Genomic DNA, 24,184 nt, shown 5'->3' with positions numbered 1-24,184 from the left:
ATCCTGATGGAACAGAGTAGATCTCCCGTGCGTACCTGGCATTTCACCGCGTTAGATTTCCGCACCCTGTGGGAAGCCGCGGGCCGCGACGTCCTCCCGTACCCGCTGCATCACCGCCATACCGACGTCGACACCCACGCCGAGGTCCTGCGCCTGCGCAGCAAGGCCGCGGAGAACCTGATGGCCGAGTTCGACAGTGATCTCGACCGCGCCATGGCCGCCCTGCTCGCCCCCCACGCCCGCGTCGAAGTGGCGGGAGCGTCCAAGAGTGTCAAAACGATCCGGGCCCACGGCGGCACCCGCGACACCTACGCTTCCCTCGCCGTCCAAGCCCCCGGCGACGAGACCAACCCCGGCGACATCACCCTCCACCTTTTCGACCCCGACGCCCTGGCCGCCGCCGTCCTGTCCACCCTCCCCAGAGTCGCCCCCGGCAAGGGCCGCGAAATCCGGGTCACCGCGGCAGAACTCGCGGCCCCTCGCCCGCACGTCCGCGACCGCTGGAACCCCACCCCCCGGGAACAACTCGAATCCTTCCTGGCCAAACCCACCACCACCCTCACCCACATCGGCGTCTACGCCCACGGCAGCGTCGACAACCGCCACACCGAAGGCCGCGACGACTTCCAGCTCCACGACATCCCCGGCGACGGCCGCTACGTCTTCTACGGCGAAACCACCTTCATCGCCAAACCCACCACCCCCACCCGAATCCAATCCACCCTCGCCACCATCCTCACCACCACAGCCACCAAGGCCCGCACCGGCACCTACCTCCCCCGCTGATCCGGTCATCGCCGAGGTCGCATCGCCGCCGTCGCTTCGCGAAGTTCGCGGTGGATATGGCCCGCATTTCGCAGGAACGCCAGGAAGCTGTCGGCCGGCCGTGGATCAGATGGCGAGGACGGTTTTTCCGCGTGCGCTGCCCTGGCCGAGGACGGCGGGAGCGGCCTCCAGTGGGACCGTCATCTGCACCGGCACCACTACGTCACCGGCGGAGACCCGCGACAGCAGGCGGCTCAATTCCGGTGAGCGGCCTTTGGATTCGAAGTTTCCGCCGGTGATATCGCGGTCGCGCAGCATGGCTTCGTCGGCTGCCCAGATCGTTGAGTAGGCGTGTCCGCCGCGCCGGACGAGCGTGGCGTGCGAGGCGAAATCGCCCGCGGAGCTGACCAGGTCGAACAGGACGTCGATGCCGTCGGGGTGGGTGAACCGGACGGCGTCGGTGATGCTCGAGTCCTGGCGGGTGGCCGGGTCGGGGTCGACGACATTCGGGTCGGCGGGGCGGATCTGGGTGTAGTCGACGGTCTCGGCGGCGCCGAGGCGCGCGACCTGGTCGGTGGCGTCGCCGCGGGCGGTCGCGATCACATAGCCGCCGGCGATATTGGCGAGCTGGACGAGGAAGGAACCCACACCGCCGGTCGCGCCCACGATCAGTACCGTCTGGCCGGGCTGGATATGCGCGGCGTCCACCAGATCCTGGGCCGTCACCCCGGCGACCGGCAACGCCGCCGCGGCCACCGTGGTGACGCCGTCGGGAATGGGGACGAGGGTCGCGTCCTCGGGGACCGTGGCGTACTGCGCCCAACTGCCGTGTCCCGCCGGCGCGGTCAGGAATTTGCCGACCACCTTGTCGCCGACCTTGAACTTGGTGACGCCCGTGCCGATCGCCGAGACGGTGCCCGCGCCGTCGACGCCGAGGATCATCGGGAAGTCGGTGGGCATCTTGCCCTCCAGGATGCCGTCGGCCATTTTCAGGTCGAACGGGTTGACCCCGGCCGCGTCGAGCGCCACTTGAACCTCGCCGGGACCCGCGTCGGGAACCGGGACATCGGCGAGCTCGGGTGTGGCGCCGAACTTCTGAACCACGATCGCGCGCATGGGGGTGAACTCCTCGCATCGGGGGTGAGCCGGGCATCGCAATCCTAGGCGGATAGCCGTTCGACATGCGGTGATTGGTCGTCTTCGGTGGTGTCGCGGCGTACCGTGAAGCGCGGATTCGAAGTCCGTGAATATTTTTAGAGTTGAGCGGAACAGACTCAACTTTGTGAGCGTTGAACAAGTCGATACCGGACACACACAAGGAGATTCGTGGACTCGTTCAATCCCACCACCAAGACGCAGGCGGCGCTGACCGCCGCTCTGCAGGCCGCTTCCGCCGCAGGCAATCCGGAGATCCGTCCGGCGCACTTGCTGGTGGCGTTGCTCGACCAGACCGACGGCATCGCCGCACCGCTGCTCAAAGCCATCGGTGTCGACCCGGCGACCGTCGAACGCGAGGCGGGCGACATCGCCGACAAACTGCCGCGGGCCACCGGCGCCACCACCACACCCCAGCTCGGCCGGGAGTCCCTGGCCGCGATCACGGCCGCTCAGCGACTGGCCACCGAACTCGGCGACGAGTACGTCTCCACCGAGAACCTGCTGGTCGGACTGGCCGACGGCGATTCCGACGTGGCGAAGCTGCTGCGCAAGCACGGCGCCACCCCGGAGGCATTGCGCGACGCGTTCGCCACGGTCCGCGGCAGCGCCCGCGTCACCAGCCCCGACCCGGAAGCCAGCTACCAGGCTCTGGAGAAGTACTCCACCGACCTCACCGAAGCGGCCCGCGCAGGCAAACTCGACCCGGTCATCGGGCGCGATACCGAGATCCGTCGCGTGGTCCAGGTGCTGAGCAGGCGCACCAAGAACAACCCTGTCCTCATCGGCGAACCCGGCGTCGGCAAGACCGCCATCGTCGAAGGTCTGGCGCGGCGCATCATCGAAGGCGATGTGCCGGAGTCGTTGCGCAACAAGAAGGTTGTCTCGCTCGACCTCGGGGCGATGGTGGCGGGCGCGAAGTATCGCGGTGAATTCGAGGAGCGGCTCAAGGCCGTGCTCGACGATATCAAGAACAGCGCGGGCGAGATCATCACCTTCATCGACGAGCTGCACACTATCGTCGGCGCGGGCGGCACCGGCGACTCGGCGATGGACGCGGGCAACATGATCAAGCCGCTGCTGGCCCGCGGCGAGCTGCGCCTGGTCGGCGCGACCACCCTCGACGAGTACCGCAAGTACATCGAGAAGGACGCCGCGCTCGAACGGCGATTCCAGCAGGTGCTGGTCGGCGAGCCGTCGGTGGCCGACACCATCGGCATCCTGCGCGGCATCAAGGAGCGCTACGAGGTGCACCACGGCGTGCGGATCACCGACTCCGCGCTGGTGGCGGCGGCGACGCTCTCGGACCGCTACATCACCTCACGATTCCTGCCCGACAAGGCGATCGACCTGATCGACGAATCGGCGTCGCGGCTGCGCATGGAGATCGACTCGCGGCCGGTCGAGATCGACGAGGTGGAACGGGCGGTGCGACGCCTCGAGATCGAGGAGGTGGCGCTCGCGAAGGAGACCGACGCCGCCTCCGAGCAGCGTCTGGAGAAGCTGCGTCAGGAACTCGCCGACGACCGGGAGAAGCTCGGCCAGCTCACCACGCGCTGGCAGAACGAGAAGAACGCGATCGACACGGTGCGCGGGGTCAAAGAGCAGCTGGAGGCGCTGCGCGGGGAGTCCGAACGGGCCGAGCGTGACGGCGATCTGGGCAAGGCCGCCGAGCTGCGCTACGGCAGGATCCCGGCGCTGGAGAAGGAGCTCGCCGCCGCCGAGGCCGCCAGTGGCACCGCTGCCAGCGGCGAGGTGATGCTCAACGAAGAGGTCACACCCGACGACATCGCCGACGTCGTCTCGGCGTGGACGGGTGTGCCGGTCGGGCGCATGCTCGAAGGCGAGACCGCCAAGCTGCTGCGGATGGAAACCGAGGTCGCGGGCCGTGTCGTCGGGCAGGAGGAAGCGGTGCAGGCCGTGTCGGACGCGGTCCGCAGGGCGCGCGCCGGTGTCGCCGATCCGAACCGTCCGACCGGCTCGTTCCTGTTCGTCGGCCCGACCGGTGTCGGCAAGACGGAGCTGGCGAAATCGCTGGCCGACTTCCTGTTCGCCGACGAACGCGCCATGGTCCGCATCGACATGAGCGAGTACAGCGAGAAGCACTCGGTGGCTCGCCTCGTCGGCGCGCCGCCCGGATATGTCGGCTACGACCAGGGTGGCCAGCTCACCGAAGCGGTGCGCAGGCGACCGTATTCGGTGGTGCTGTTCGACGAGATCGAGAAGGCGCACCCGGACGTCTTCGACATTTTGCTGCAAGTTCTCGACGAAGGCAGGCTCACCGACAGCCAGGGTCGCACGGTCGACTTCCGCAATACGATCCTCATTCTCACCTCCAATCTCGGCGCCGGTGGCGACCGCGATCAGGTGATGGAGGCGGTGCGGCGCGCGTTCAAGCCGGAGTTCATCAACCGGCTCGACGACGTGGTGATGTTCCACGCGCTCGACGCCAAGCAACTGGAGTCGATTGTCGACATCAACCTGCGTCAGCTGCAGAAACGGCTCTCGCAGCGCAGGCTGACCCTCGATGTCACCGAGGAGGCCAAGCAGTGGCTGGCGGTGCGCGGCTACGACCCGGCCTACGGCGCGCGACCGCTGCGCAGGCTGATCCAGCAGGCCATCGGCGACAGCCTGGCCAAGGAACTCCTGTCCGGTTCGGTCGCCGACGGCGACACGGTGAAGGTGAGTGTGGACGACGCCACCGACAAGCTCGTCGTCGAACGCGAAGTTGTCCACAGCTCGTGATTTATCCACAGCCCGGTGCGTAGGGACCTACCAAACGCACCGGGCTGTCCTACCCTGGAGCCCATGACGAACCCGAACGATCCGTGGGGGCAACGCCCGGAGGATTCGCCGACCGAACGGCTGGGTTCGCCGGGCACCGACTCGACCACGCCGTACGGAGGCAATTCGTTCGACGAGTGGGGGCAACCGTCGAACCCGACGCAGGCGTTGCCGCCGCACGACGCGCAATGGGGTGACTACGAAAGTGGTTATCCGGCAGCTCAACCCCCGCCGCAGCAGGCGCCGCCGGGGTACGACCAGGGTTACCAGGCGCCGCCGCCCGGGTATGGCCAGGGCTATCCCGCCGCGCCGCCGCCGGGGTATCCACCGCGGCCGCAGGACGGTGACCAGGAGGAACCTCCCAAACGTCACATCGGTTTGTGGATCGCGCTCGGCTTGGGCGTACTGGCGTTGATCGCGGTCGGTGGGGTGCTCGCCGGTCTGGTGCTCAGCGGTAACGACTCGGGCGACAACACCGCATCGGCGCCGACGACGAGCCAGCTGCTCGTCCCGCCGACACCGAAACAAACCACGCCGGGCTCTCCGCCGAGCGCGAGCGGGCTCCCCGGCTTGCCCGGTCTCGGCGGCGGCGAAGATCTCGGCGCCACCATGGGCAGTATCACCGCCAATACCGGCACCGAGATCACCATGAGCACCCTCGGTGGATCCGATGTGCGGGTGCTGATCGACGATGCCACCCAGGTGATCTCGCTGACCAGCACGAAGGCGAGCGAGCTTCCCGTGGGCGACATGGTTATGGTGCAGGGCGACAAGAACCCAGACGGGTCGATCCACGCCAAGATCATTATCAGTACGGCGTTGCCGGGCGGCCCCCGATGAGCGACCCGCGCGTCGAATCCCCGGTGCTACCGGGCAATCACGGCGACGGCTGGATAGGCTAGGCGACGATGACGGCTATGTGGTTCGGGTTAGCAGCGATCGCACTCGTGGGTGCGGTCGTCCTGTTGTATTTCGATCGGGTCCAGCGGCAGCGCACCGGACACGCGAGACAGGTGTGGGCGAAGTCCCAGGGCTACACCTACGTGTCGGTGGAGCCCGCGCTCGCCTCGACGTGGCGCCGTGGCGCGCTGGCCAAGCTCGGCTATCTCTCGGCGGTCGACGTGGTCTCCGGTATTCGCAAGGGCGAGAAGTTCGTGCTCTTCGACCTGGAGGACGCCGCGACCCTGGTGGCCGTGCGACGCCAGATCGGTTCCGAGATCGATGTCGACATGCGGCTCAAGACCGCCGCGCCGCCGAAGGACCACGATCTGGAACTGCTCGGCGCCATCGGCGACCGGGTCGTGTTCGCCACCGACCCCGAGATCGCGCGCCACGCGGTGGATCAGCGGATGGTCGGCTTCATCGAGTCGCTGTCCGACACCGTGCAGATGCTGTGGAGTGAGGGCAACTGGACCCTCGGCATGCTCCCCGTCGGCAGCGGATCCAAGGACTGGGAGACCGCCATCGACGTGGTGCTCCGCCTGTCCGGCCTGCTGCACGTGCTGCCCCCGGTGGCCGAGCCGAACGAGTTCACCCGGCCGCGGTCGAGTGCCAATCTCGCACCCGGTTTCCGCCCCGAGTACGACGACGAAGACGACGATCGCGAATTCGCCGCGGGCCGTGCGGAATACGCCGATGTGGAAGAACGTGGCCGCGCCCGTTTCCCCGGCCCCGACGAACTCGACTCCGATGACGAGCCCTTCGCCCCCCGTGGCTCCGCGGCCCGCCTGCCCGATGACGACGAGCCCTATCGTGGCGCCCGCTTCCCCGAAGTCGACGCGCCCTCCGCGGCGCGTGGCGCCGCGACCCGCGACGTCGACGATCGCGCCCCGATCGGCGGCCGCGCCCCCGCCCTGCCCGCCGACTACGACCCCGATCTCGACGACCCCGAGTTCGAAGACCAGCCCGCGCCCGGCCGCCGCCCGCTGGGCGAACCGCCGAAGCGCCCGTCGCTGGCCGTCGTCCCCGAGCCGCGTCCGCGCACCGAGCCACCGCTCGACGACGCGGAATCGGGTCAGCCGGGCGGACCGTTCCACCCCGGTTTCCGCCCTTACCAGGGCCCTGTTCCGAAGTGATCCACCTGCCGCGGTAGTCGTCGCGGCACCCCGTCGACCGGAATCGACCAGCGATGTCTGATAGTCCTTCACGTCTGCCCGGCGTGCACCGCCCCGTCGCGATGATCACCGGACCGACGTCCGGCATCGGGCGGGGTTTCGCCCACCGTCTCGCCGCCCTCGGCTACGACCTGGTCCTCGTCGCCAGGAACGAGGAACGCCTGCGCGCACTCGCCGACGATGTTGCCCGCCGTTTCGCCACGTCGGCCGAAGTCGTCGTCGCCGACCTGGCCGATGACGACGATCGCGCTCGCGTCGCGGCCAGAGCCGCCCAAGGCATCGAATTCCTCGTGAACAACGCGGGTTTCGCGCATTCGGGTGAGTTCTGGACCCTGGAGCCCGCGGAGCTGCAGGCCCAGCTCGACGTCAACGTCACCTCGGTCCTGCAACTCACCAGGGCGGCCCTGCCGCCGATGGTCGCGGCGGGCGCGGGTTCGATCGTGAATGTGGCGAGTGTGGCCGGGTTGATCCCCGGACGGGGGTCGACCTACTCGGCCTCCAAGGCCTACGTCGTATCCTTCACGGAGGGTTTAGCGGGTGGATTGGTGGGCACCGGTGTCCGCATCCAAGCGCTGTGCCCCGGATTCGTGCGCACCGAGTTCCACGAGCGCGCGGGCATCGAGATGAGTTCGCTGCCCGAGCGCCTGTGGCTCGACGTCGACCAGGTCGTCGACGGGTGCCTGCAGGATCTGGACTCCGGCCGGGTGATCAGCGTGCCCGGCGTGCAGTACAAGGTGCTCACCGCGGTAGCGGGCTTCGTCCCGCGCACCCTGGTGGCCCGCATGAATCGCGGACTCTTCAACGCACGCGGAAGGACATGACTTAGATGATCGACCAAGCACGTCAGGCGCTCACGAAGGCCGATCGCGACCAGCTGGCCGCCCTCGTGCGCGAGCTCGCGGTCGTGCACGGCAAGGTGACGCTGTCCTCGGGCAAGGAAGCCGACTACTACGTCGACCTGCGCCGCGCGACCCTACATCACCAGGCGGCGCCGCTGATCGGCACGCTGCTGCGTGAGCTCGTCGCCGACTGGGACTTCGACGCTGTCGGCGGGCTCACCATGGGCGCCGATCCGGTCGCGATGGCTGTGATGCACGCGCCGGGCCGTCCGATCGACGCCTTCGTGGTCCGTAAGGCCGCCAAGGCGCACGGCATGCAGCGCCAGATCGAGGGCCCCAACATCGTCGGCAAGCGCGTGCTCGTCGTCGAGGACACCACCACCACCGGCAACTCGCCGCTCACCGCGGTGCGCGCACTGCGCGACGCGGGCGCGATCGTGGTCGGCGTTGCCACCGTTGTCGACCGGGAAACCGGTGCTGACCAGGTGATTGCCGAGGAGGGGCTGGAATATCGATCCATCCTCGGTCTCGACGATCTCGCCCTGGGATAGCCTGAACAACGCCGAACCCGGACGACGACGTGGTCTGTCCGGACAGTCTGAAGGACGTGTGAGTCACCTGTGGTGAGCATTGCAGTAAACAAAGGTCGCGACAACGTTGCGATGCTCGGGATCGGTGCCTACCGTCCGCAGCGCATCGTCACCAACGCCGAAGTGTGCGAGACCCTCGACTCGACGCCCGACTGGATCTTCGAGCGCACCGGTATCCACAACCGGCGCTGGATCAGTGGCGACGAGACGATCCGGTCGATCGCCGCGGCCGCCGGTGAGCGTGCGCTGAACAACACCCCGATCGATCGATCCAAGATCGGCGCGGTCGTCCTGTGCACCTCGAGCTGGCTCAAGCTCACCCCGCACGGCGCTCCCTCGGTGGCTTTCGACCTCGGGCTCAACGGGGTCGCCGCCTTCGACTTAACGTCCGGCTGCGGTGGCTTCTGTTACGGACTCGGTGTCGCCGCCGACCTGATCCGCGCGGGCTCGTTCGACTACGTGCTGGTGATCGGCGCCGAGACGATGACCGTCGGCCTCGACCCCACCGACCGCGGTACCGCGATGATCTTCGGTGACGGCGCGGGCGCTGTGGTCGTCGGCCCGGCCGAGGACAACGGCATCTCCCCGACGGTCTGGGGCAGCGACGGTGAGAACGCCGAAGCCATCGCCCAGGACGTCGATTTCCTGGAGTACATGAACAAGGCGCAGGCCCTGCAGGGCACCGATCCGGCGGTCGAGGCCGTCGGCCGGATGTCGCTGCACATGGAGGGCCCGAAGGTCTTCCGGTGGGCCGCGGTCACGCTGCCGCGCGCGCTCTCCGCGGCGCTCGAGACCTCCGGCGTGGCCAAGGAGGACATCGAGGTGTTCGTCCCGCATCAGGCCAACGCCCGGATCAACGAGCTGATGAAGAAGAACCTCGGCCTGGCCGAGAGTGTCCCGATCGCCAACGATATCGAGAACACCGGCAACACCTCCGCTGCCTCGGTGCCACTGGCGATCGAGGAAATGCTGGTCACCGGCAAGGCGAAAGGTGGTCAGCTCGCGCTGCTGCTCGGCTTCGGCGCGGGTCTGAGTTACGCGGGCCAAGTAGTGACCCTGCCGCCCGCCCCGAAGGAACCGAGCTTCTGACATGCGAGGGTTGCGCGCCGCTTATCTGGGGGCGGCGGCGGTCACCGTGTTCGGTGCCGTCACCGGTCGCGACCGCCTGCAATGGGTCGCCAAGCCGCTGCTGATGCCGCTGCTCGCCGCCGACACGGTGACCAGCGGCGTCGATCTCGATCCGGCCGAACGCCGGCTCCTGCTCGGCTCGCTGGCCGCCGCGACGGTCGGCGATGTGCTGCTGCTCGACCCCGACGACGACCGCCGCCTCATCGCGGGCGCGTCGTCCTTCGCGGTCATGCAAACCGGCTACTCCCTGCTGTGGTGGAAGCGCGGTGCCCGGCCGCGCCCCGAGATCGCCCTCCCGCGCGTGGTGGCCTGGGTCGGCGCGGCGGGCTTGCTGCGCGCCAAAGCCCCGAACCTCGTTCTGCCGCTCACCGCCTACGGCGCGACATTGGGCACGGCCGCGACTCTCGCTTCGGACCCGGCTCTCGCCCCGGATGCGAAAAACATCGCGGGCCTGAACATTCCGAACTCCGACCCGCGCAGTCGCTACGGCGTCGGGGCCCTGCTGTTCACGATCTCGGATGCGCTGATCGTCGTGCGCCGCCTCTTCGCCCGCGACGACCGCACCCGCCGGATCACCGAGGGCGTCATCCTGGCGACATACGCCTCCGCGCAATACCTGCTCACTGTCCCGCCTCCCCGTGATCTGGGCCGGACGTAGGATCTCGCACCTGGAGCGTCTCGGCGCTTCGCACTCCCCGCTCGCCGGTGAGTTCGTGATACTCGGTGTCACACGGCGCTAACTCAGGTGTCGTCGGGGCGCAACACCTCGCGCGCACGCTTCGTAGATGAGTGGGGAAGCGCAGTTCATCGAGGTGCACGGGTATCGCCGGGCGTTCCGGATGGCCGGAACCGGGCCGCCGCTGCTGCTCATCCACGGCATCACCGACAGCTCGGGGACATGGGCGCCGGTCTTCGACGCGCTCGCCGAGCACTACACCGTGATCGCACCCGACCTGCTGGGCCACGGCGAATCGGACAAACCGCGCGGCGATTACGCCGTGGCGGCCTACGCCAACGGCATGCGCGATCTGCTCAGCATCCTCGGTATCGAGCGGATCACCGCCGTCGGGCACTCGCTCGGCGGCGGTGTCGCGATGCAGTTCGCCTACCAGTTTCCCGAGAAGGTGGAGCGGATCGCCCTGGTGTGCCCGGCGGGAATGGGTGCGGGGGTGCACCCCGCGTTCCGGCTCGCGACACTGGCAGGCGCGGGCCCGGCGCTGATGGCGATCACCAGCTGGCCGGTCCGCACCGCGGTGACGGCCGCGGTGCCGATCGTCACCGCGCTGGGTGGCCTCGGCCTCGGTCCCGACGCCGAATACGTGCTCCGCCTCTACGGCCACCTCTCCGACTCCGGCGCTCGCAACGCCTTCCTGCGCACCATTCGTGCGGCCGCCGACCGCCGCGGCCAGACGATCACCATGCTCGACCGCGGCTATCTCGCCGCCCACCTGCCCACCCTGGTCGTCGGCGGCACCCGCGACACCGTCATCCCGTCTGGTCACGCGGATCGCGCACACCGTGCCTTCCCCGGCAGTCGTATCGAAATCTTCGCGGGCGCAGGCCATTTCCCGCATCATTTCGATCCCGACCGCTTCGTCGCACTGATCCGCTCGTTCATCGAAGAGACCGACCCGGCCGTCTTCGACCCCCTGCGCTGGCAGCGCACCCTCCGCCGCGGTCGCCCGATCGTCGGCCTCCCGTCGCCCGCGCCGTCGAACATCCCCGCACCCTCCGACGACCCGGCGCTGTCGAACGGACACGCGCCGCTCACAGCGCCAGGATGATCCGATCCCGGTCCTGCGGGTCCACCCGAATCGGAACTGTCTGTCCGACAACCATTCTGGGCTTGTGTACCGGCATCACGTCCACCACGATCGTCCCGTGGTAACTCTCGGAGCCGGGCACGGTGAGCTCCACATCGAACTCGGTGAGCTCACTCGCGTGATCGGTCAGGCTCAGCGGATGCACCCCGTCGATGCGCGCCCACCCCTCGAGCCCGTGCCTGAGCAACCGCCGATCCGCCCGCGTCGGCATCGAAGCCCACGTCATCGCGATCCCGCACGCCGAACCGAACAGCCCGACCATGATCATCACCTGAAACGGTGCGGTGCCCGGCGGCGCGTGCGGAGCCAGCCACCCCAACCACACCGCGAGCGCGATCAGATACCCCGCCACGACGCCGATCAGCGCCCGCGCCACTCGCGCATGATCCATCACGCTCACCACCGAAAAGACTCTGTCCCTCCAGGATAAACGGCGATTCAGGGCGGTCGCGATTACGCTTCGGTCATGAGTTACCCGGACAACGGGCCCCAGGGCTACCCGCAGGGCTATCCCCAGGGCTATTACGGCCCGCCGCCCGAGCATCCGCAGGCCACCACGGTCCTCGTCCTCGGTGTGCTCGGCATGTCGCTGTGCGGGCTCTGCGCTCCGTTCGCCTGGCTCAAGGGGCGCGGCGTGCTCGCTGAAATCGATGGGTCCGGTGGGCAGATCGGTGGCCGCACGCAGGTATACGCCGGGTACATCCTCGGCATCGTCGGTACGTGCTTGCTGGCCTTCACCGTCCTGATCGTCGGTGTTGCCGTGGTGCTGATGATCGTCGGCGCGATGGCCGATTCCTCGTCGTAGCGAGCCCCCGCCTAGCATTGCCGGGTGAATGAAGCAGAGGTCGCGGGCCCGACCGAGTGGGGCGAGCACCCGCACGGCCTCGGTCCGTGGGAGCAGGAATACGACACCCCCGTCCCCACCGACGCGCGCTATGACCCTGTTCTGCTGGCCGAGGGCGACCGCCGCAACGTCGTCGACGCCTACCGCTACTGGACCCGCGAGGCGATCGTCGCCGACATCGACGCCCGCCGTTTCCCCTTCCATGTGGCCATCGAGAACTTCGGCCACGACGCCAACATCGGCACCGTGGTTCGTACCGCCAACGCCTTCGCCGCCGCCGCGGTGCACATCGTCGGCAGACGGCGCTGGAACCGGCGTGGCGCCATGGTCACCGACCGCTACCAGCACCTCGTCCACCACAGCGACCTCGCCGAACTGCGTGAGTTCGCCGCGCGCGAGGGTTTGACGGTGGTCGCCGTCGACAATGTGCCCGGCGCGGTCCCGCTCGAGACCGCCGAACTGCCACGCGACTGCCTGCTGCTGTTCGGCCAGGAGGGCCCCGGCGTCAGCGACGACGCGAAAGACGCAGCGGCCCTGACTGTTTCGATCGCCCAGTTCGGCTCGACCCGCAGCATAAACGCCGGTGTCGCCGCGGGCATCGCCATGCACGCCTGGATCCGCCAACACGCCGACCTGTCTGCGGCCTGGTAACGGAATGGGCACGGAATGTCGGTACCACCTGGCACCATGGAGCCATGACCTCGCGCAGCGGCCGGCGCCCCCAGCCCTCTGATCGCGCCGGATCCGTGCCCACCCCGGCGCTGTGGTCCGAGCGTGCCGACATGGCCGAGTCCGCGATCGTCTCGCGGCACCTGCGGACGCTGTGGGGTTGTCCCGGAACGGAATTGGGTGTTGTCGGCTGGCCGGCGACTCGTCGCGAACGAGCGTTCGCGGGCTGGCACTACTGGTGGCAGGCACACCTGCTCGACGTCGCGGTCGACGCCGCCAATCGTGTCCCCACCCCCGCCCGCCGCAGGCGCATCGGCGCGATCGCCCGCGGCATCCGGCTACGCAATATCACCGGCTGGACCAATCGCTACTACGACGACATGGCCTGGCTGGCCATTGCCCTGGAACGCGCCGAGCGCACGCAGGAACTCACCTCGGCGCGCAGCGGCCTGCTCGCCCTCGAGCAGAAGCTCTATGGCGCCTGGGAACCCGAGGTCGGCGGCGGTATTCCGTGGCGGATCAAGTCGGACTTCTTCAACGCCCCCGCCAACGGCCCGGCGGGCATCGCGCTCTTACGCCTCGGCCGGGTGGAGCGCGCGCGAGAGATGGCCGACTGGCTCGACGCCACCCTCCGCGACCCCGAATCCGGCCTGATCCTCGACGGGATCCACCTACCCTCGGGCGAGGTCGAGCGCCCGGTGTTCAGCTACTGCCAGGGAGTCGTGCTCGGTCTGGAAACCGAGCTGGCCGTGTACACCGACGACGACGAACGTCACATCGAACGAGTCAGCGGCTTGCTGGCCGCGGTGGAAGAACACATGACCACCCGCCTGGTGATCAACGGTGGCGGCGGCGGTGACGGTGGGCTGTTCAACGGCGTCCTGGCGCGCTACCTGGCGGTGGTCGCCCTGATGTTGCCCGGCGAGGGCAAGCAGGCCGAAACCGATCGGCGCACCGCCGCGGCCATCGTCAAAGCCTCGGCCACCGCCGCCTGGGCCAATCGGCTCGAGTTCGAAGGCGAGCCGCTGTTCGGATTCGACTGGAGCAAACCGGCCAGGCTGCCGGGCGGCACCGCGGGCGCGGGCAGATTCACCGCGGGCGGTTCGGTGACGGCCTCGGCGGTGCCCGAACGCGACCTGTCCGTGCAGCTGTCCGGCTGGATGTTGATGGAAGCGGCCTATCAGGTCACCGCGGCCGGGCTGTAGCTCAGCGCTCGGACTCGACCGCGACGCTCGGCTCGAGGTCGTAATCCTCGACCGGCCTCGCCATCTCCTGGCGATAGTGCCGGATACCGAGAACAGTGCCGACGATCAGACCGACGATCAGCGTGCCGATCACCGCGGGCATCAGCCACGGAACCTGCTCGAGGAACTCGCCCGCGTAGTACCCGATCAACAACAGCACCGGCGCCCAGATGATCGCGCCGAGCGTGCTGGCGACGGTGTAGCGCCGATGATCCATCCCGGCCGCACCCGCCACCATCGGGCACAGCGTGCGCACCCACGGAATCCAGCGGGCCACCAGCACCGCGAGGAACCCGTGCCGTTCGAGCAGATCGGTGACCTTGGCCAGATTCTTGGTGTTGATATATCGGCCGTTCTTGCGCGCGACCAGGCGATGCCCGGTCCGCGCCCCGACGACATACCCCACCTGATTACCCGCGATCGCGGCGAGCATGGTGCCCACCGACAACGCCCAGACCTGCGCCTCGCCATTGGCGTGCGAGGCGAGCACGATGCCCGCGGTGATCAGCATGGAATCACCGGGCAGGAACAGCCCGATGATGAACGCGCATTCGAGAAAGACGAAAACTAGCACCACCGTGCAGACCACAGCGGGGCCTGCTGAGATCAGCGGATCGAAGCTGCCCATAGCGAGGGTCGACGGTACTGCGGTCACAGGGATCAGTGCGTCTCGTTCGTCGAAGCAGCCAGCTCGCCGCTCTGCGCCGGCGCGGCCGGTGCGTTGCGGCGCTCGAGCACCTTCTTACCGACCGTGATGATCGCGGGCAGGATCGAGACGAACACGATCAGCAGGAAGATTCCCTCGATGTGATCGCGGATGAAGGGCACGTTGCCGAGGAAGTAGCCGAGGATCGTGACGCCGCCACCCCACAGCACCGCGCCGACGATGTCGAACGCCACGTACTTGCGGTAGCTCATCTTCGACACACCGGCCAGCACCGGCATGAACGTGCGCACGATCGGCACGAACCTGGCCAGGATGATGGTCTTGGGGCCGTGCTTCTCGAAGAACTCGTGCGTCTCGGTGACGTAGTGCTTCTTGAAGAAGCGGCTGTCTTCCTTCTTGAAGATGGCCGGACCGATCTTGCGGCCGATCCAATACGCACACTGGTCGCCGGCGAAGGCTGTGAGAATCACCAACGGCACGAGCACCCAGATCGAGAGGGTCGAGCCCGGCTGCGCCGCGAGCATGCCGCCGGTGAACAGCAGCGAGTCACCGGGCAGCAACGGGAACAGCAGACCCGTCTCGATGAACACAATCGCCAGGATGGCCGGTAGCACCGCGTTCTTGAGCCAGGTTTCCTGGAGCAGATACATCGGGTCCAGCAACTGGGTCAACGCAAGGTTGTTCGTCACCGCATCGGATACCGCCAGCAAAGTCACGGCCCCCACAGTACCGGTCCGATCTGTGACATGAGTGCCCTGCGGGTGAACCTCGCCCCACCGGGTGATCTCGCCTTCGCCTCCTGCGAGCACGCCTGCGACCCGTGCCTACCCGAGTCCGGTCAGTGCCGGAATCCGACGGATCGAGAGCCCGGTTCCGGTCCCGCTGTTCGCGATCAATCAATGTCAGTGGTCTCTGTCACAATCTCCGATGATGAGCCGCCACACCACTTTCCGGTACTGCCTCGACCCCACCGTCGAGCAGTCGGACGTGCTCGCACGGCATGCCGGTGCGGCCCGGTTCGCGTTCAACCAGAGCCTCCATCTCGTCAGAACAGCCCTCGACCACCACAAAACCAACCCGGAAGTTCGGGTCCCGTGGACCCGGTTCGACCTGATCAACGCATTCAACACCTGGAAGAAGAGCGAATCAGCCGGACGAGTCTTCGCCGTCAGCTCCGACGGTGTTCCAGAGATCCAGGTAACCGGATTGGAGTGGCGCACCCGGATCTGCCAGCAAGTATTCGAAGAGGCCGCCGTGGACTGCGCACGCGGCCTGGCGGCGTTCTCGGGCTCCCGTGCCGGTAAACGCAGGGGTAAACGGGTCGGGTAGGCGCGGCGGTGGTGGATCAGCCTGACGCTCGAAGCCGCAGATCTACACTCGGCCCACCATCATCTGCCGAGGGAACATCGCGATAACCGAGGTTGGGTCGGGATAGATCGAGGACTGGCTGTGTTCGCGGTCGCCGCGACAGCCGACGGGACCGAAGTCGCTCGCATCGATACCGCTCCCAAACCGCTGGTCACCGAGGTGAGCAGGCAACGCCGCCTGGCGAGGTCGGTGTCCCGGAAGCAGAAGGGTTCGCGCAACTGTCGCGACGCGATGGCGCGATTGGCGCGCCACCATCATCGAATTGCGAACATTCGTCGTCACTTCGCCCATCAGGTCGCAAACATGCTGGTCAAAACCCACGACCGGCTCGTGATCGAAGACTTGAACGTGGCGGGGATGCTCGGCAATCGTCATGTGGCTCGCGCTATCAGCGACGCCGGGTGGGCAGACTTCGCCCGGCTGCTGACCTACAAACAGGCATGGCGTAGCGGCACGGTCGCCATCGCGGATCGGCGGTATCCGTCGAGCAGGCGGTGTTCGGCTTGCGCGGCGATCAAACCTACTCTGACCTTGGCGGATCGGATGTTTCTCTGCGAGTGTGGGTTCTGTGCCGACCGCGACCACAACGCGGCGATCAATCTGGCTGTGTGGCCGACCATTAACCAGTGCTTTTCGCGATCCCTGGACCTCCGAGCAGGGGGCCGGGTCACCAATGTCCGCCGACGGGAAGGCTCTGACCGGAACCCTCTGGGTGTCGGTGAAACCGTCCCGGTAGACGCGGGAACCGATGCTCACATCACGCGTGACGTGAGCTGAGGACGCCCGGGAAGGGCGGTGTCCGGATGCAAACAAGTGTTCGGACACGCTGTAATTTAGGGTGTGGCCTGACAGAATGTTTTTGTTCCCCACAAGACGGAGGTCACTGCTGTGCCTATCGCGACCCCGGAGGTCTACGCCGAGATGCTCGGCCGGGCCAAGGCGCACTCGTTCGCGTTCCCGGCTATCAACTGCACGTCGTCGGAGACGATCAACGCCGCCATCAAGGGCTTCGCCGACGCGGGCAGTGACGGCATCATCCAGTTCTCCACCGGTGGTGCCGAGTTCGGCTCCGGTCTCGGCGTGAAGGACATGGTCACCGGCGCGGTGGCACTGGCCGAGTTCGCGCACATCGTCGCCGCGAAGTACGACGTGACGATTGCGCTGCACACCGACCACTGCCCCAAGGACAAGCTGGACACCTACGTGCGTCCGCTGATCGCGATCTCGCAGGACCGCGTGAACGCCGGTCTGAACCCGCTGTTCCAGTCGCACATGTGGGACGGCTCGGCCATCCCGATCGACGAGAACCTCGAGATCGCCCAGGAACTGCTGAAGGCCTGTAAGTCGGCCAACATCATCCTCGAGGTCGAGATCGGTGTGGTCGGCGGCGAGGAAGACGGCGTCGAGGCCGAGATCAACGACAAGCTCTACACCTCGCCCGAGGACTTCGAGAAGACCATCGCCGCGCTCGGCGCGGGCGAGAACGGGCAGTACCTGCTGGCCGCCACCTTCGGCAACGTGCACGGTGTGTACAAGCCGGGCAACGTGGTGCTCAAGCCCGAGGTGCTGGCTGAGGGCCAGCGCGTCGCGGCCGAGAAGCTGGGCCTCGAGTCCGGTGCGCAGCCGTTCGACTTCGTGTTCCACGGTGGTTCGGGCTCGCTGAAGTCCGAGATCGAGGACTCGCTGCGCTACGGCGTGGTGAAGATGAACGTCGACACCGACACCCAGTACGCCTTCACCCGCCCGGTCGCCGGTCACATGCTCGCCAACTACGACGGTGTGCTGAAGATCGACGGCGAGGTCGGCAACAAGAAGGTCTACGACCCGCGCAGCTACCTGAAGAAGGCCGAGACCTCGATGGCCGCGCGCGTGACCGAGGCCTGCAACGACCTGAAGTCGGCCGGACGCTCCGTCAGCGGTTCCTGATTTTCGTACCAGCAAACGGGGCCCGAGCTCATGAGTCTTGATGTCCGTGTGCTCGGGCCCGTTCGACTGCTCGTCGGCGGCGAGCCGGTAGCGGTCGGCGGGCCCAAGCCGCGCGCTCTCCTTGCCGCGCTCACCGTCAATCGGCGGCGCGCGGTGTCTTCTGCTGTGCTCGCCGAGATGGTCTGGAACGAGGATCCGCCGGATTCCTACGCGGCCAGCCTGCAGGTGTTCGTGTCGAACATCCGTAAAGCGCTGCGCAACGCGGGGATCGACTCCGCGCAGGTGCTGCGGACCGAGGGCGCGGGCTATCGGCTCGAAATCCCCGATACCGCGTGCGATCTCGGACGTTTCGAGAGCGCGCGCGAAGCGGGTTCGCGGTGTTTGGATGTCGGTGACCACCCGGGTGCCGCCAACCTTTTCGGTGCGGCACTGCGGGAATGGACCGGGCGGGCGCTGGCCGACCTGGCCGGATTGCAATTCGCCGACGGGTTCGCCACCGCGATGAACGAGGAGCGGCTACTCGCCGTCTCCGCGCGCGTCGACGCGGAAATCGCCTGTGGCCGGGCGTCTTCGGTGATCGGCGAGTTGGTGTCGATGACCAACGAGCATCCGCTGCGTGAGCCGCTGTGGGGGCAGTTGATCACCGCGCTGTATCTGTCCGGGCGGCAGGCGGACGCGCTGGAGGCGTGCCGCCGGGTGCGCAGCGTGCTGGCCGAGGAGCTGGGAATCGACCCGGGGGCCGCGCTGATCGAGCTGGAGCGGCAGGTGCTGCGCCAGGAGCCGTTGAATGTGCTGGCGTCCAGGCGATCTGATCAGGTGGCCGCGGCGATGACCGAGACGGTCACCGAGGTGCCGCAGTCGATTCGCAACGGCAATCTGCGGTTCGCCGATGGGCGCACGTTGCCGATTCCCCATGGGGGGATCAGGATCGGCCGGATGACGGATAACGAACTCGTTCTCGATGATCCGAAGGCGAGCCGGTATCACGCGCACATCATGCCCAGCCGTGCCGGGCTGCTGATCAAGGATCTGCACTCGGCCAACGGGGTTTATGTCAACGAGGTGCCGATCGACAACGGGGCACTGCTGGCCGATGGGGACGTAATCCGTATCGGCGGAACTGTTCTGGTGTTCATCGCGGTGAAGTAGGTCCCAGGTCCGCCACGGTAGTGCGGTCGTGGCCGACCTGGGGTGGCAGGTACTACGTCAGGCGGATTTCGGCTGCGGCTCGGCCGAAGAGCTTGCGGCCCTCGGAGACTCCGCTCAGCAGCACGGTTGCCGCGCGGCGATCGGGATCGATCGACTTGATCTTTCCGGAGAATTCGATGAGGCCCGCCTCGGCCGGGGGAACCGGAACGAATCCCGAGAAGCGCACGCTCAGCTTCTCGATGGCGGTCGGGTCGCCCAGCCAGTCGGTCAGATACTGCGCGGCCAGGCCCATGGTGAGCAGGCCGTGCGCGACCACGGTGGGGAGTCCGGCCAGTTCGGCGGCGCGGTCGCTGAAGTGGATCGGGTTGGGGTCGCCGGAGACGCCCGCGTAGTTGGCCAGGTCGCCGCGGGTCAGGCGGGCGGTGGCGGGGGGAAGTTCGGTTCCCTTTGTCAGAGAGTCGAATTCGGGGGTGGTGTTGACCGCGACGGTTTCGCGCGGGGGGAGCGCGGGGGCAATGCCGGTGTGGCGGATCAGGAGATCGCCCGCGCCGACACCGCCGATGGTGTCGGGGCGCGGGTGCATGCTGATGTTCTCGACGGCCTCGACGATATTGGGGTCGACCTCGATGCCGCGGCGGGCCACGATCGTGGTGGTGCCCTGCACGGCGACTTGGTCGTGCTGGTTGCGCAGCTTGAAGCCGACGTTGATGAAGTCGTTGTCGCCGAACTGGCGGATCGACTCGATCTCGATCTCGGTGCTGATCCGGTCGCCCGCCAGCATCGGGTGGAACAGCTCGAAGACCTGGTCGGTCTGCAGCACCTGCGACAGGTCGTACTCGGTGAGCACGCTGTCGAGCAGGGCGCGGGTGGCGGTCATGCCGATCACCGATGCGAAGGTCGGCGGGGCGATCACCCCGTCGTAGCCGAGCTTGCGCGCGTCGACTTCCTGCTGATGGGCGGGGTGCAGATTCTGCACCGCGCGAGCGAATTCCCGGATCTTCTCGCGGCCGACTTCGTAGTGATCGCGGAACGCGAAGCGCTGACCGACCAGCGTCGCATCCGGGACCACAGCATCGATGTCCGGCTGCTCCACTGTCTGTTCCCTGCTCATGATCCGGAAAACTTTACTTGTTCACCCATCTGGATCACCAGTTATGTGTGACCCGTCATAGCAGGCAGAAGTGCCCACTACGACGGGTCGACGCACGATCAGGGAGTGCCCGCGGGGTCGCACACCTTCCAGCTACCGTCGGTGCGCTGCAGGTCGAACGTGCGGGCGGTCCGCTTCGTCGGATCCGCCGTGGTGTACACCGTGGCCTGGGCCAGGGCGGTGTCACCGGTGATCCGGACCGCGTCCACGCTGTCCACAACCGGAATGGAACCGCGCTCGGTCGAGACCTCGTGCACGCCCTTGAACTGCTCGGGAGTGATGCCCTGATAGAACGTGTGCAGCTCGCCACACGTGCTCGCCCGCAGGTCCTCCAGGTCGCCGCTGCGCAGCGCGTCGGTGTAGTCCCCGATCACCGCCTTCACCTGTCCCTCGGGCGAATCGTCCGCACCGCTCATGAGTGCCACGACCGTCGCGATCAAGGCGACGACCAGCACCGCGGCGCCACCGGCAGCCAGCAGCCACTTCTTCGACCGCTCGGCGCCGGGCGCACCGGCCTCCTCGCCCTGCTCGACCCCGACCCGCTGCGGCGGCGCCACCTGCCGCTGACCCTCGGCCAACTGCTGGGCCGGTCGAGTCGGCTGGATATCCGCGGGCGAGGGCGCCGATCCCCCTGTCCGCTGTGGCACACCCGGCCCGCGCGGCGGCGACGGCTGAGTCTCCTCGATTCCCTGCTGGTCGGAATCGGTCGGGGCGGCGCCACCAGGGGACTGGTTACCCGCGGCCGCGAGTCCCGACAGACCGGCCGCAGCGGGCCCGAACTGCTTGGGACCGGCGGGTCCTTGCTCGCCGGCCGCCGCAGGGCCCTGCTGACCCGATCCTTGCTGACCGGCGGGCCCGTACTGGCCTCGGCCCTGTTGGCCTGGACCGACAGGCCCGGGGCCGCCGGGCCGCGAGCCGGCAGGCCCTTGCTGAGCTGGGCCTTGCTGACCGCGTACGGGTCCCTGCGGTCCCTGTCCGTATTGGCCGGGACCCGACGGTCCCTGCTGTCCCGGACCCGCGGGGTGCTGTCCGGGACCGGCAGGACCGCCGAGCCCGGACTGACCTGCCTGTCGGGGACCGGCGGGACCGCGCGGCGTATTCGGTGGCGGCGTCATCGCGGGCCGCCCACCGGCGGACGGCACCACCCGGTCGGTCGCGCCCGGCCCGGCGGTCTTCGCCCGCTGCACCGGCATCGCGGTGGTCGGCGCATCCGCCGAACTCACCGTCCGCATCGCCACGGTCCGATCCTCGGACCCGGAGCCTGCGTCCTTGGGCCCACTGGTCTGGAACTTCTCGGTCGCGTCGACATCAACCGGCTTGTCGCCCCGCGAGTCACCCTGTCCCGCAGCAGCACCGGACCCTGTGGCCGCGGACCCGGCGGCTGCGGCGTCGGCGGCTGCGGACCCGGCGGCTGCGGACCCGGCGGCTGCGGGCTTTGTTACCGCGGGCTGTGCGGCTGCGGAGCCTGCTGCCTCGGCGTCCGACGCTTGCTCGGCAGGCGAGGACGCGGTCTTTGCGGGCCTTGAAGCGGTGGACCCGGTGGGCGTGACCGACTTGGCCTCGGTGTTCGTCTTCGCAGTGGCAGTCGGGTCGTCCTGCTGCTCTGCGGTGGCGGACGCACTCGAATCAGCTTCGGTCGCGGCGTCTTCCGTGGAGATGTCGCCGTCCCGCGCCCGCGTGCCGGAGCTGTCATCGGCGGTCGACGTCGAGCCCCGCGCATCCGACGCCTCGTCGGATCCGCCGCTCGCGGTCGCCGCTGCGGCACCTGCGGCGACAGCACCTGCCGCCGCTGCTCCGGCAACCGCGCCACGTGTGGTGGTGTCGTCCGGCGCGGAGTCGTCGCCGAACTCCGCATCCGACGCCGCTGCCAGATCGGCCCTGTTCATCGCGGCAGTCGGCACATCGGCCTGAGCTGACTTCGACTGGGCGCCACCCATTTTCACGGTGCGGTCATCCGCCGAACCCCCGCGCCCCGCCGTCGGATTCCGTCCGGGAATCGACATCGCGGTAGTCGGCGCGTCCGGTCCGGCGATGTCGGACCCCTGCTCGTCCCGAGCCGCTGGGCCCGAAACGTTCGCGTGGTCGCCCCGGCTCCCGCCGGGCAATCCCTTCGACAACCCGGCCAACGGCGAACCGCCGTCAGCCGAATCCTGTTCCGGCCCTTGCGCACCTGGTCGGCCGTTCGAACCCGAGGACACGTTCCCTTGCAGTCCGGCGGAAGGCGAGCCACCACCGGGAGCGCCGACTCGCGAATCGACACCCGGTCCGGCGGGCTGCGATCCACCGCTCACATTGCCCGGCCCGCCCGCCTGCCGAGCACCGGGCGCACCGGCATTTCCACCCTCGACACGGGGTCCACCGGCCTGCTGCGAACCTGGGCCACCGCCCGGTCCGTATCCCGCGTTCGGTCCACCACCTTGCTGAGAACTGGGCCCGCGCCCCGCTTGCGGCGAACCCAGGCCACCCGGCCCGCGGCCCGCGGGTCGTCCACCTGCTTGCTGGGAACCCGGGCCACTCGGCCCGCGACCTGCTTGCGGCGAACCCGGGCCACTCGGCCCGCGGCCCGCCGGCGGTCCACCTGGCTGTTGCGAACCCGGACGACCGCTCGGCCCGAAACTCGCCTGGGGTCCACCGCTCGGTCCGTGTCCCACTTGTGGTCCGCCGCCCTGCGGCGAACCCGGCCCGCCGGCCGGACCGGCGGCGCGCGGCCCGCCCTGACCCGCATGCGGTTGTGCACCAGGCGCATTGCCCGGACGACCTGAAGGTTGTTGAGCACCAGCAACATTGCCGGGTTGTCCCGCGCCCGGCCGCGCCCCACCGGGCGTGAACCCTGGACGGCCCCAGGACTGCTGTGCACCCGGTCCCGAAGACTGTTGTCCGCCGGCCACGGTGCCTTGTCGTGCGGGGCCCTGTCCCGCGCCGGGCGCAGTGCCACCCGGTCGTCCACCGGCGGCGTTGCCCTGCGGTGCGCGCGGTCCATCTTGGGCAGACCCACCCTGTACCCGAGATCCGCCGGGACCACCCGGGCGCTGAGCACCACCGGGCTCGCCCGGTCCCGCAGTGGGCTGCGTCCCACCGGAACGTGTGTCCTGCACGCGCGCACCGTCATCGGGCCGACCCGGCAGATCTCCTCGCCGGATCACCACGGTCTCATCAGGACCCACCGGCGGGCTCGTCGCCCGGTCCGGCTCGGTGACCGACTCCGGTGCGCCGGGAGGGGACGCGGACGAATCGTCACGCTGGCCGGGCGCGCCGGGACCGGCAGACTCTGCTGCCGGGTTGTTCTCGTCGGTCGGGTCGGACACCTCTGTACCCCTCGCTCAGGCTCGAACGTTGCACTCTGCGCTCAGCCTAATAGGCACAGCGGCGAAGCGGTCCCAAGTCTCTCGCGCACGGCCGCGGCGAAGAGGCAGGCAGGCCCGGAGCGAGGGTGAAGGCACGCTTGACCGGCGCTGCGTGGGGAGACCGCCGACGGCTCAGCGGCGGGCCGGTCGGCGACTGCCACAGCCTCGGTGCACAATGAACCCATGACCTCCTTCGGTGACCTGCTCGGACCGCAGCCGGTCCTCCTTCCCGAACTGATCGACGCCGAAGACGCCATTGCCGCGGGCACCGACCCGGTCGATGTCGCCGCGCAGTTCCCGGCCGCATCGATCGCGTGGGCCCAGCTCGCGGAAGCCGCTCTGCAGCGCGCCGGCGGCGAGGTGAACCACGACACCGTCGCGGCATACGCCTTCGCCCGCACCGGCTACCACCGCGGCCTCGACCTGCTGCGGCGCAACGGCTGGAAGGGCTTCGGCCCCGTCCCGTGGAGTCACGAACCCAACCAGGGCTTCCTGCGCAGCGTCGGCGCGCTGGCGAGCGCCGCGAAGACGATCGGCGAGACCGAAGAGTACGCGCGCTGCCTCGACCTGCTCGAAGATTGCGACCCGCGCGCGGCGAACGAACTCGGCCTGGACTGAGCCAGCG

The 24,184-nt window shown here is 68.4% G+C and carries 24 protein-coding genes; 17 read left to right on the top strand and 7 right to left on the bottom strand.

The annotated features are described in order from the left end of the window. Window positions 1-27 precede the first annotated feature (27 nt). Window positions 28-786, top strand: a complete 759-nt coding sequence (locus ACFULV_RS12420; RefSeq protein WP_378655901.1) for an ESX secretion-associated protein EspG — start codon at window positions 28-30, stop codon at window positions 784-786. A gap of 105 nt (window positions 787-891) precedes the next feature. Here the strand turns inward: ACFULV_RS12420 and ACFULV_RS12415 are convergent, their stop codons facing one another. Further along, complete coding sequence (locus ACFULV_RS12415) at window positions 892-1,881, bottom strand: NADP-dependent oxidoreductase (protein WP_378655898.1); 990 nt, start codon at window positions 1,879-1,881, stop codon at window positions 892-894. Window positions 1,882-2,091: 210 nt separating this feature from the next. Here ACFULV_RS12415 and clpB point away from each other — a divergent pair, with 210 nt between their 5' ends. From clpB to ACFULV_RS12375, 8 genes are all read left to right on the top strand, one after another. Then, window positions 2,092-4,665 carry an ATP-dependent chaperone ClpB gene (gene clpB / locus ACFULV_RS12410; RefSeq protein WP_378655896.1) on the top strand — a complete coding sequence of 858 codons (2,574 nt, stop codon included), beginning with the start codon at window positions 2,092-2,094 and terminating at the stop codon, window positions 4,663-4,665. A gap of 63 nt (window positions 4,666-4,728) precedes the next feature. Then, a complete protein-coding gene (locus ACFULV_RS12405; RefSeq protein ID WP_378655893.1) occupies window positions 4,729-5,544 on the top strand; it encodes a DUF5666 domain-containing protein in 816 nt (271 codons plus the stop codon). Between the two features lie 68 nt (window positions 5,545-5,612). Continuing rightward, window positions 5,613-6,779 (top strand): hypothetical protein, encoded by a 1,167-nt coding sequence (locus ACFULV_RS12400; protein WP_378633565.1) that lies wholly within the window; start codon window positions 5,613-5,615, stop codon window positions 6,777-6,779. A 53-nt stretch (window positions 6,780-6,832) separates the two neighbouring features. Beyond that, complete coding sequence (locus tag ACFULV_RS12395) at window positions 6,833-7,639, top strand: SDR family NAD(P)-dependent oxidoreductase (protein ID WP_378633568.1); 807 nt, start codon at window positions 6,833-6,835, stop codon at window positions 7,637-7,639. 5 nt (window positions 7,640-7,644) lie between these two features. After that, window positions 7,645-8,208, top strand: a complete 564-nt coding sequence (gene pyrE / locus ACFULV_RS12390; protein ID WP_358061648.1) for an orotate phosphoribosyltransferase — start codon at window positions 7,645-7,647, stop codon at window positions 8,206-8,208. A gap of 69 nt (window positions 8,209-8,277) precedes the next feature. Continuing rightward, window positions 8,278-9,336 carry a beta-ketoacyl-ACP synthase 3 gene (locus tag ACFULV_RS12385; RefSeq protein WP_378633570.1) on the top strand — a complete coding sequence of 353 codons (1,059 nt, stop codon included), beginning with the start codon at window positions 8,278-8,280 and terminating at the stop codon, window positions 9,334-9,336. Window position 9,337: 1 nt separating this feature from the next. Beyond that, on the top strand, window positions 9,338-10,033 hold the full coding sequence (locus ACFULV_RS12380) for a lysoplasmalogenase family protein (RefSeq protein ID WP_378633573.1): 696 nt from the start codon (window positions 9,338-9,340) through the stop codon (window positions 10,031-10,033). Window positions 10,034-10,160: 127 nt separating this feature from the next. Continuing rightward, window positions 10,161-11,159: an alpha/beta fold hydrolase gene (locus ACFULV_RS12375; protein WP_378655890.1), complete on the top strand. Its 999-nt coding sequence runs from the start codon at window positions 10,161-10,163 to the stop codon at window positions 11,157-11,159. Here ACFULV_RS12375 and ACFULV_RS12370 read toward each other — a convergent pair. Beyond that, entirely contained in the window at window positions 11,143-11,589 is a 447-nt protein-coding gene (locus ACFULV_RS12370) for a hypothetical protein (protein WP_378655888.1), read from the bottom strand. The two genes, ACFULV_RS12375 and ACFULV_RS12370, sit on opposite strands and share 17 nt — an antisense overlap. A 75-nt stretch (window positions 11,590-11,664) precedes the next feature. Here ACFULV_RS12370 and ACFULV_RS12365 point away from each other — a divergent pair, with 75 nt between their 5' ends. The 3 genes from ACFULV_RS12365 to ACFULV_RS12355 all read left to right on the top strand — a co-directional run bounded on the left by ACFULV_RS12365 (window position 11,665) and on the right by ACFULV_RS12355 (window position 13,916). Next, window positions 11,665-12,003 (top strand): DUF4190 domain-containing protein, encoded by a 339-nt coding sequence (locus tag ACFULV_RS12365; RefSeq protein WP_378633580.1) that lies wholly within the window; start codon window positions 11,665-11,667, stop codon window positions 12,001-12,003. A gap of 24 nt (window positions 12,004-12,027) precedes the next feature. Beyond that, window positions 12,028-12,693 carry a TrmH family RNA methyltransferase gene (locus ACFULV_RS12360; protein ID WP_378633582.1) on the top strand — a complete coding sequence of 222 codons (666 nt, stop codon included), beginning with the start codon at window positions 12,028-12,030 and terminating at the stop codon, window positions 12,691-12,693. A 131-nt stretch (window positions 12,694-12,824) separates the two neighbouring features. Further along, window positions 12,825-13,916 (top strand): glycoside hydrolase family 76 protein, encoded by a 1,092-nt coding sequence (locus tag ACFULV_RS12355; RefSeq protein ID WP_378655974.1) that lies wholly within the window; start codon window positions 12,825-12,827, stop codon window positions 13,914-13,916. Between the two features lies 1 nt (window position 13,917). On the opposite strand, the gene ACFULV_RS12350 is transcribed toward ACFULV_RS12355, so the two are convergent. Both ACFULV_RS12350 and ACFULV_RS12345 read right to left on the bottom strand, forming a co-directional pair. Then, window positions 13,918-14,583: a DedA family protein gene (locus tag ACFULV_RS12350; RefSeq protein WP_378634465.1), complete on the bottom strand. Its 666-nt coding sequence runs from the start codon at window positions 14,581-14,583 to the stop codon at window positions 13,918-13,920. 32 nt (window positions 14,584-14,615) lie between these two features. After that, window positions 14,616-15,272: a DedA family protein gene (locus ACFULV_RS12345; RefSeq protein ID WP_378634467.1), complete on the bottom strand. Its 657-nt coding sequence runs from the start codon at window positions 15,270-15,272 to the stop codon at window positions 14,616-14,618. A gap of 280 nt (window positions 15,273-15,552) precedes the next feature. Between ACFULV_RS12345 and ACFULV_RS12340 the strand changes: the two genes are divergently transcribed. The 4 genes from ACFULV_RS12340 (at window position 15,553) to ACFULV_RS12325 (ending at window position 19,065) form a co-directional block, all read left to right on the top strand. Further along, window positions 15,553-15,951: a helix-turn-helix domain-containing protein gene (locus tag ACFULV_RS12340; protein WP_378655885.1), complete on the top strand. Its 399-nt coding sequence runs from the start codon at window positions 15,553-15,555 to the stop codon at window positions 15,949-15,951. Window positions 15,952-15,966: 15 nt separating this feature from the next. Next, window positions 15,967-16,767, top strand: coding sequence for an RNA-guided endonuclease InsQ/TnpB family protein (locus tag ACFULV_RS12335; RefSeq protein WP_378655971.1), 801 nt, complete (start codon window positions 15,967-15,969; stop codon window positions 16,765-16,767). 111 nt (window positions 16,768-16,878) lie between these two features. Then, the gene (gene fbaA / locus ACFULV_RS12330; RefSeq protein ID WP_358184881.1) at window positions 16,879-17,916 is read left to right on the top strand and encodes a class II fructose-bisphosphate aldolase; all 1,038 of its coding nucleotides are present in this window, start codon (window positions 16,879-16,881) and stop codon (window positions 17,914-17,916) included. Between the two features lie 30 nt (window positions 17,917-17,946). Next, complete coding sequence (locus ACFULV_RS12325; RefSeq protein ID WP_101465335.1) at window positions 17,947-19,065, top strand: BTAD domain-containing putative transcriptional regulator; 1,119 nt, start codon at window positions 17,947-17,949, stop codon at window positions 19,063-19,065. Between the two features lie 52 nt (window positions 19,066-19,117). Here the strand turns inward: ACFULV_RS12325 and ACFULV_RS12320 are convergent, their stop codons facing one another. The 3 genes from ACFULV_RS12320 to ACFULV_RS12310 form a co-directional block, all read right to left on the bottom strand. Continuing rightward, window positions 19,118-20,176 (bottom strand): fused (3R)-hydroxyacyl-ACP dehydratase subunits HadA/HadB, encoded by a 1,059-nt coding sequence (locus ACFULV_RS12320; RefSeq protein ID WP_378655881.1) that lies wholly within the window; start codon window positions 20,174-20,176, stop codon window positions 19,118-19,120. Window positions 20,177-20,274: 98 nt separating this feature from the next. Continuing rightward, a complete protein-coding gene (locus tag ACFULV_RS12315) occupies window positions 20,275-22,218 on the bottom strand; it encodes a hypothetical protein (protein ID WP_378655879.1) in 1,944 nt (647 codons plus the stop codon). A gap of 284 nt (window positions 22,219-22,502) precedes the next feature. After that, window positions 22,503-23,291, bottom strand: coding sequence for a hypothetical protein (locus ACFULV_RS12310; RefSeq protein WP_378655876.1), 789 nt, complete (start codon window positions 23,289-23,291; stop codon window positions 22,503-22,505). A 451-nt stretch (window positions 23,292-23,742) separates the two neighbouring features. Between ACFULV_RS12310 and ACFULV_RS12305 the strand changes: the two genes are divergently transcribed. Beyond that, the gene (locus ACFULV_RS12305) at window positions 23,743-24,177 is read left to right on the top strand and encodes a DUF3151 domain-containing protein (RefSeq protein ID WP_378633595.1); all 435 of its coding nucleotides are present in this window, start codon (window positions 23,743-23,745) and stop codon (window positions 24,175-24,177) included. The last annotated feature ends 7 nt before the right edge of the window (window positions 24,178-24,184 follow it).

Origin of the sequence: Nocardia sp. NPDC057272 (genome assembly GCF_042668615.1) — a bacterium.
Lineage (GTDB): Bacteria > Actinomycetota > Actinomycetes > Mycobacteriales > Mycobacteriaceae > Nocardia.
The sequence above is the reverse complement of the archived record's forward strand: the minus strand, read 5'-3'. Positions and strand labels throughout refer to the sequence as shown.

What these genes read in the sequence shown, in the direction of transcription:
- ACFULV_RS12415 (WP_378655898.1), bottom strand. Translation starts at nt 1,881, where the DNA reads ATGCGCGCGATCGTGGTTCAGAAGTTCGGCGCCACACCCGAGCTCGCC.
- ACFULV_RS12405 (WP_378655893.1), top strand. Translation starts at nt 4,729, where the DNA reads ATGACGAACCCGAACGATCCGTGGGGGCAACGCCCGGAGGATTCGCCG.
- ACFULV_RS12400 (WP_378633565.1), top strand. Translation starts at nt 5,613, where the DNA reads ATGACGGCTATGTGGTTCGGGTTAGCAGCGATCGCACTCGTGGGTGCG.
- ACFULV_RS12395 (WP_378633568.1), top strand. Translation starts at nt 6,833, where the DNA reads ATGTCTGATAGTCCTTCACGTCTGCCCGGCGTGCACCGCCCCGTCGCG.
- pyrE (WP_358061648.1), top strand. Translation starts at nt 7,645, where the DNA reads ATGATCGACCAAGCACGTCAGGCGCTCACGAAGGCCGATCGCGACCAG.
- ACFULV_RS12380 (WP_378633573.1), top strand. Translation starts at nt 9,338, where the DNA reads ATGCGAGGGTTGCGCGCCGCTTATCTGGGGGCGGCGGCGGTCACCGTG.
- ACFULV_RS12375 (WP_378655890.1), top strand. Translation starts at nt 10,161, where the DNA reads ATGAGTGGGGAAGCGCAGTTCATCGAGGTGCACGGGTATCGCCGGGCG.
- ACFULV_RS12370 (WP_378655888.1), bottom strand. Translation starts at nt 11,589, where the DNA reads ATGGATCATGCGCGAGTGGCGCGGGCGCTGATCGGCGTCGTGGCGGGG.
- ACFULV_RS12365 (WP_378633580.1), top strand. Translation starts at nt 11,665, where the DNA reads ATGAGTTACCCGGACAACGGGCCCCAGGGCTACCCGCAGGGCTATCCC.
- ACFULV_RS12355 (WP_378655974.1), top strand. Translation starts at nt 12,825, where the DNA reads ATGGCCGAGTCCGCGATCGTCTCGCGGCACCTGCGGACGCTGTGGGGT.
- ACFULV_RS12350 (WP_378634465.1), bottom strand. Translation starts at nt 14,583, where the DNA reads ATGGGCAGCTTCGATCCGCTGATCTCAGCAGGCCCCGCTGTGGTCTGC.
- ACFULV_RS12345 (WP_378634467.1), bottom strand. Translation starts at nt 15,272, where the DNA reads ATGTATCTGCTCCAGGAAACCTGGCTCAAGAACGCGGTGCTACCGGCC.
- ACFULV_RS12340 (WP_378655885.1), top strand. Translation starts at nt 15,553, where the DNA reads ATGAGCCGCCACACCACTTTCCGGTACTGCCTCGACCCCACCGTCGAG.
- ACFULV_RS12325 (WP_101465335.1), top strand. Translation starts at nt 17,947, where the DNA reads ATGAGTCTTGATGTCCGTGTGCTCGGGCCCGTTCGACTGCTCGTCGGC.
- ACFULV_RS12320 (WP_378655881.1), bottom strand. Translation starts at nt 20,176, where the DNA reads ATGAGCAGGGAACAGACAGTGGAGCAGCCGGACATCGATGCTGTGGTC.
- ACFULV_RS12315 (WP_378655879.1), bottom strand. Translation starts at nt 22,218, where the DNA reads ATGTCGATTCCCGGACGGAATCCGACGGCGGGGCGCGGGGGTTCGGCG.
- ACFULV_RS12305 (WP_378633595.1), top strand. Translation starts at nt 23,743, where the DNA reads ATGACCTCCTTCGGTGACCTGCTCGGACCGCAGCCGGTCCTCCTTCCC.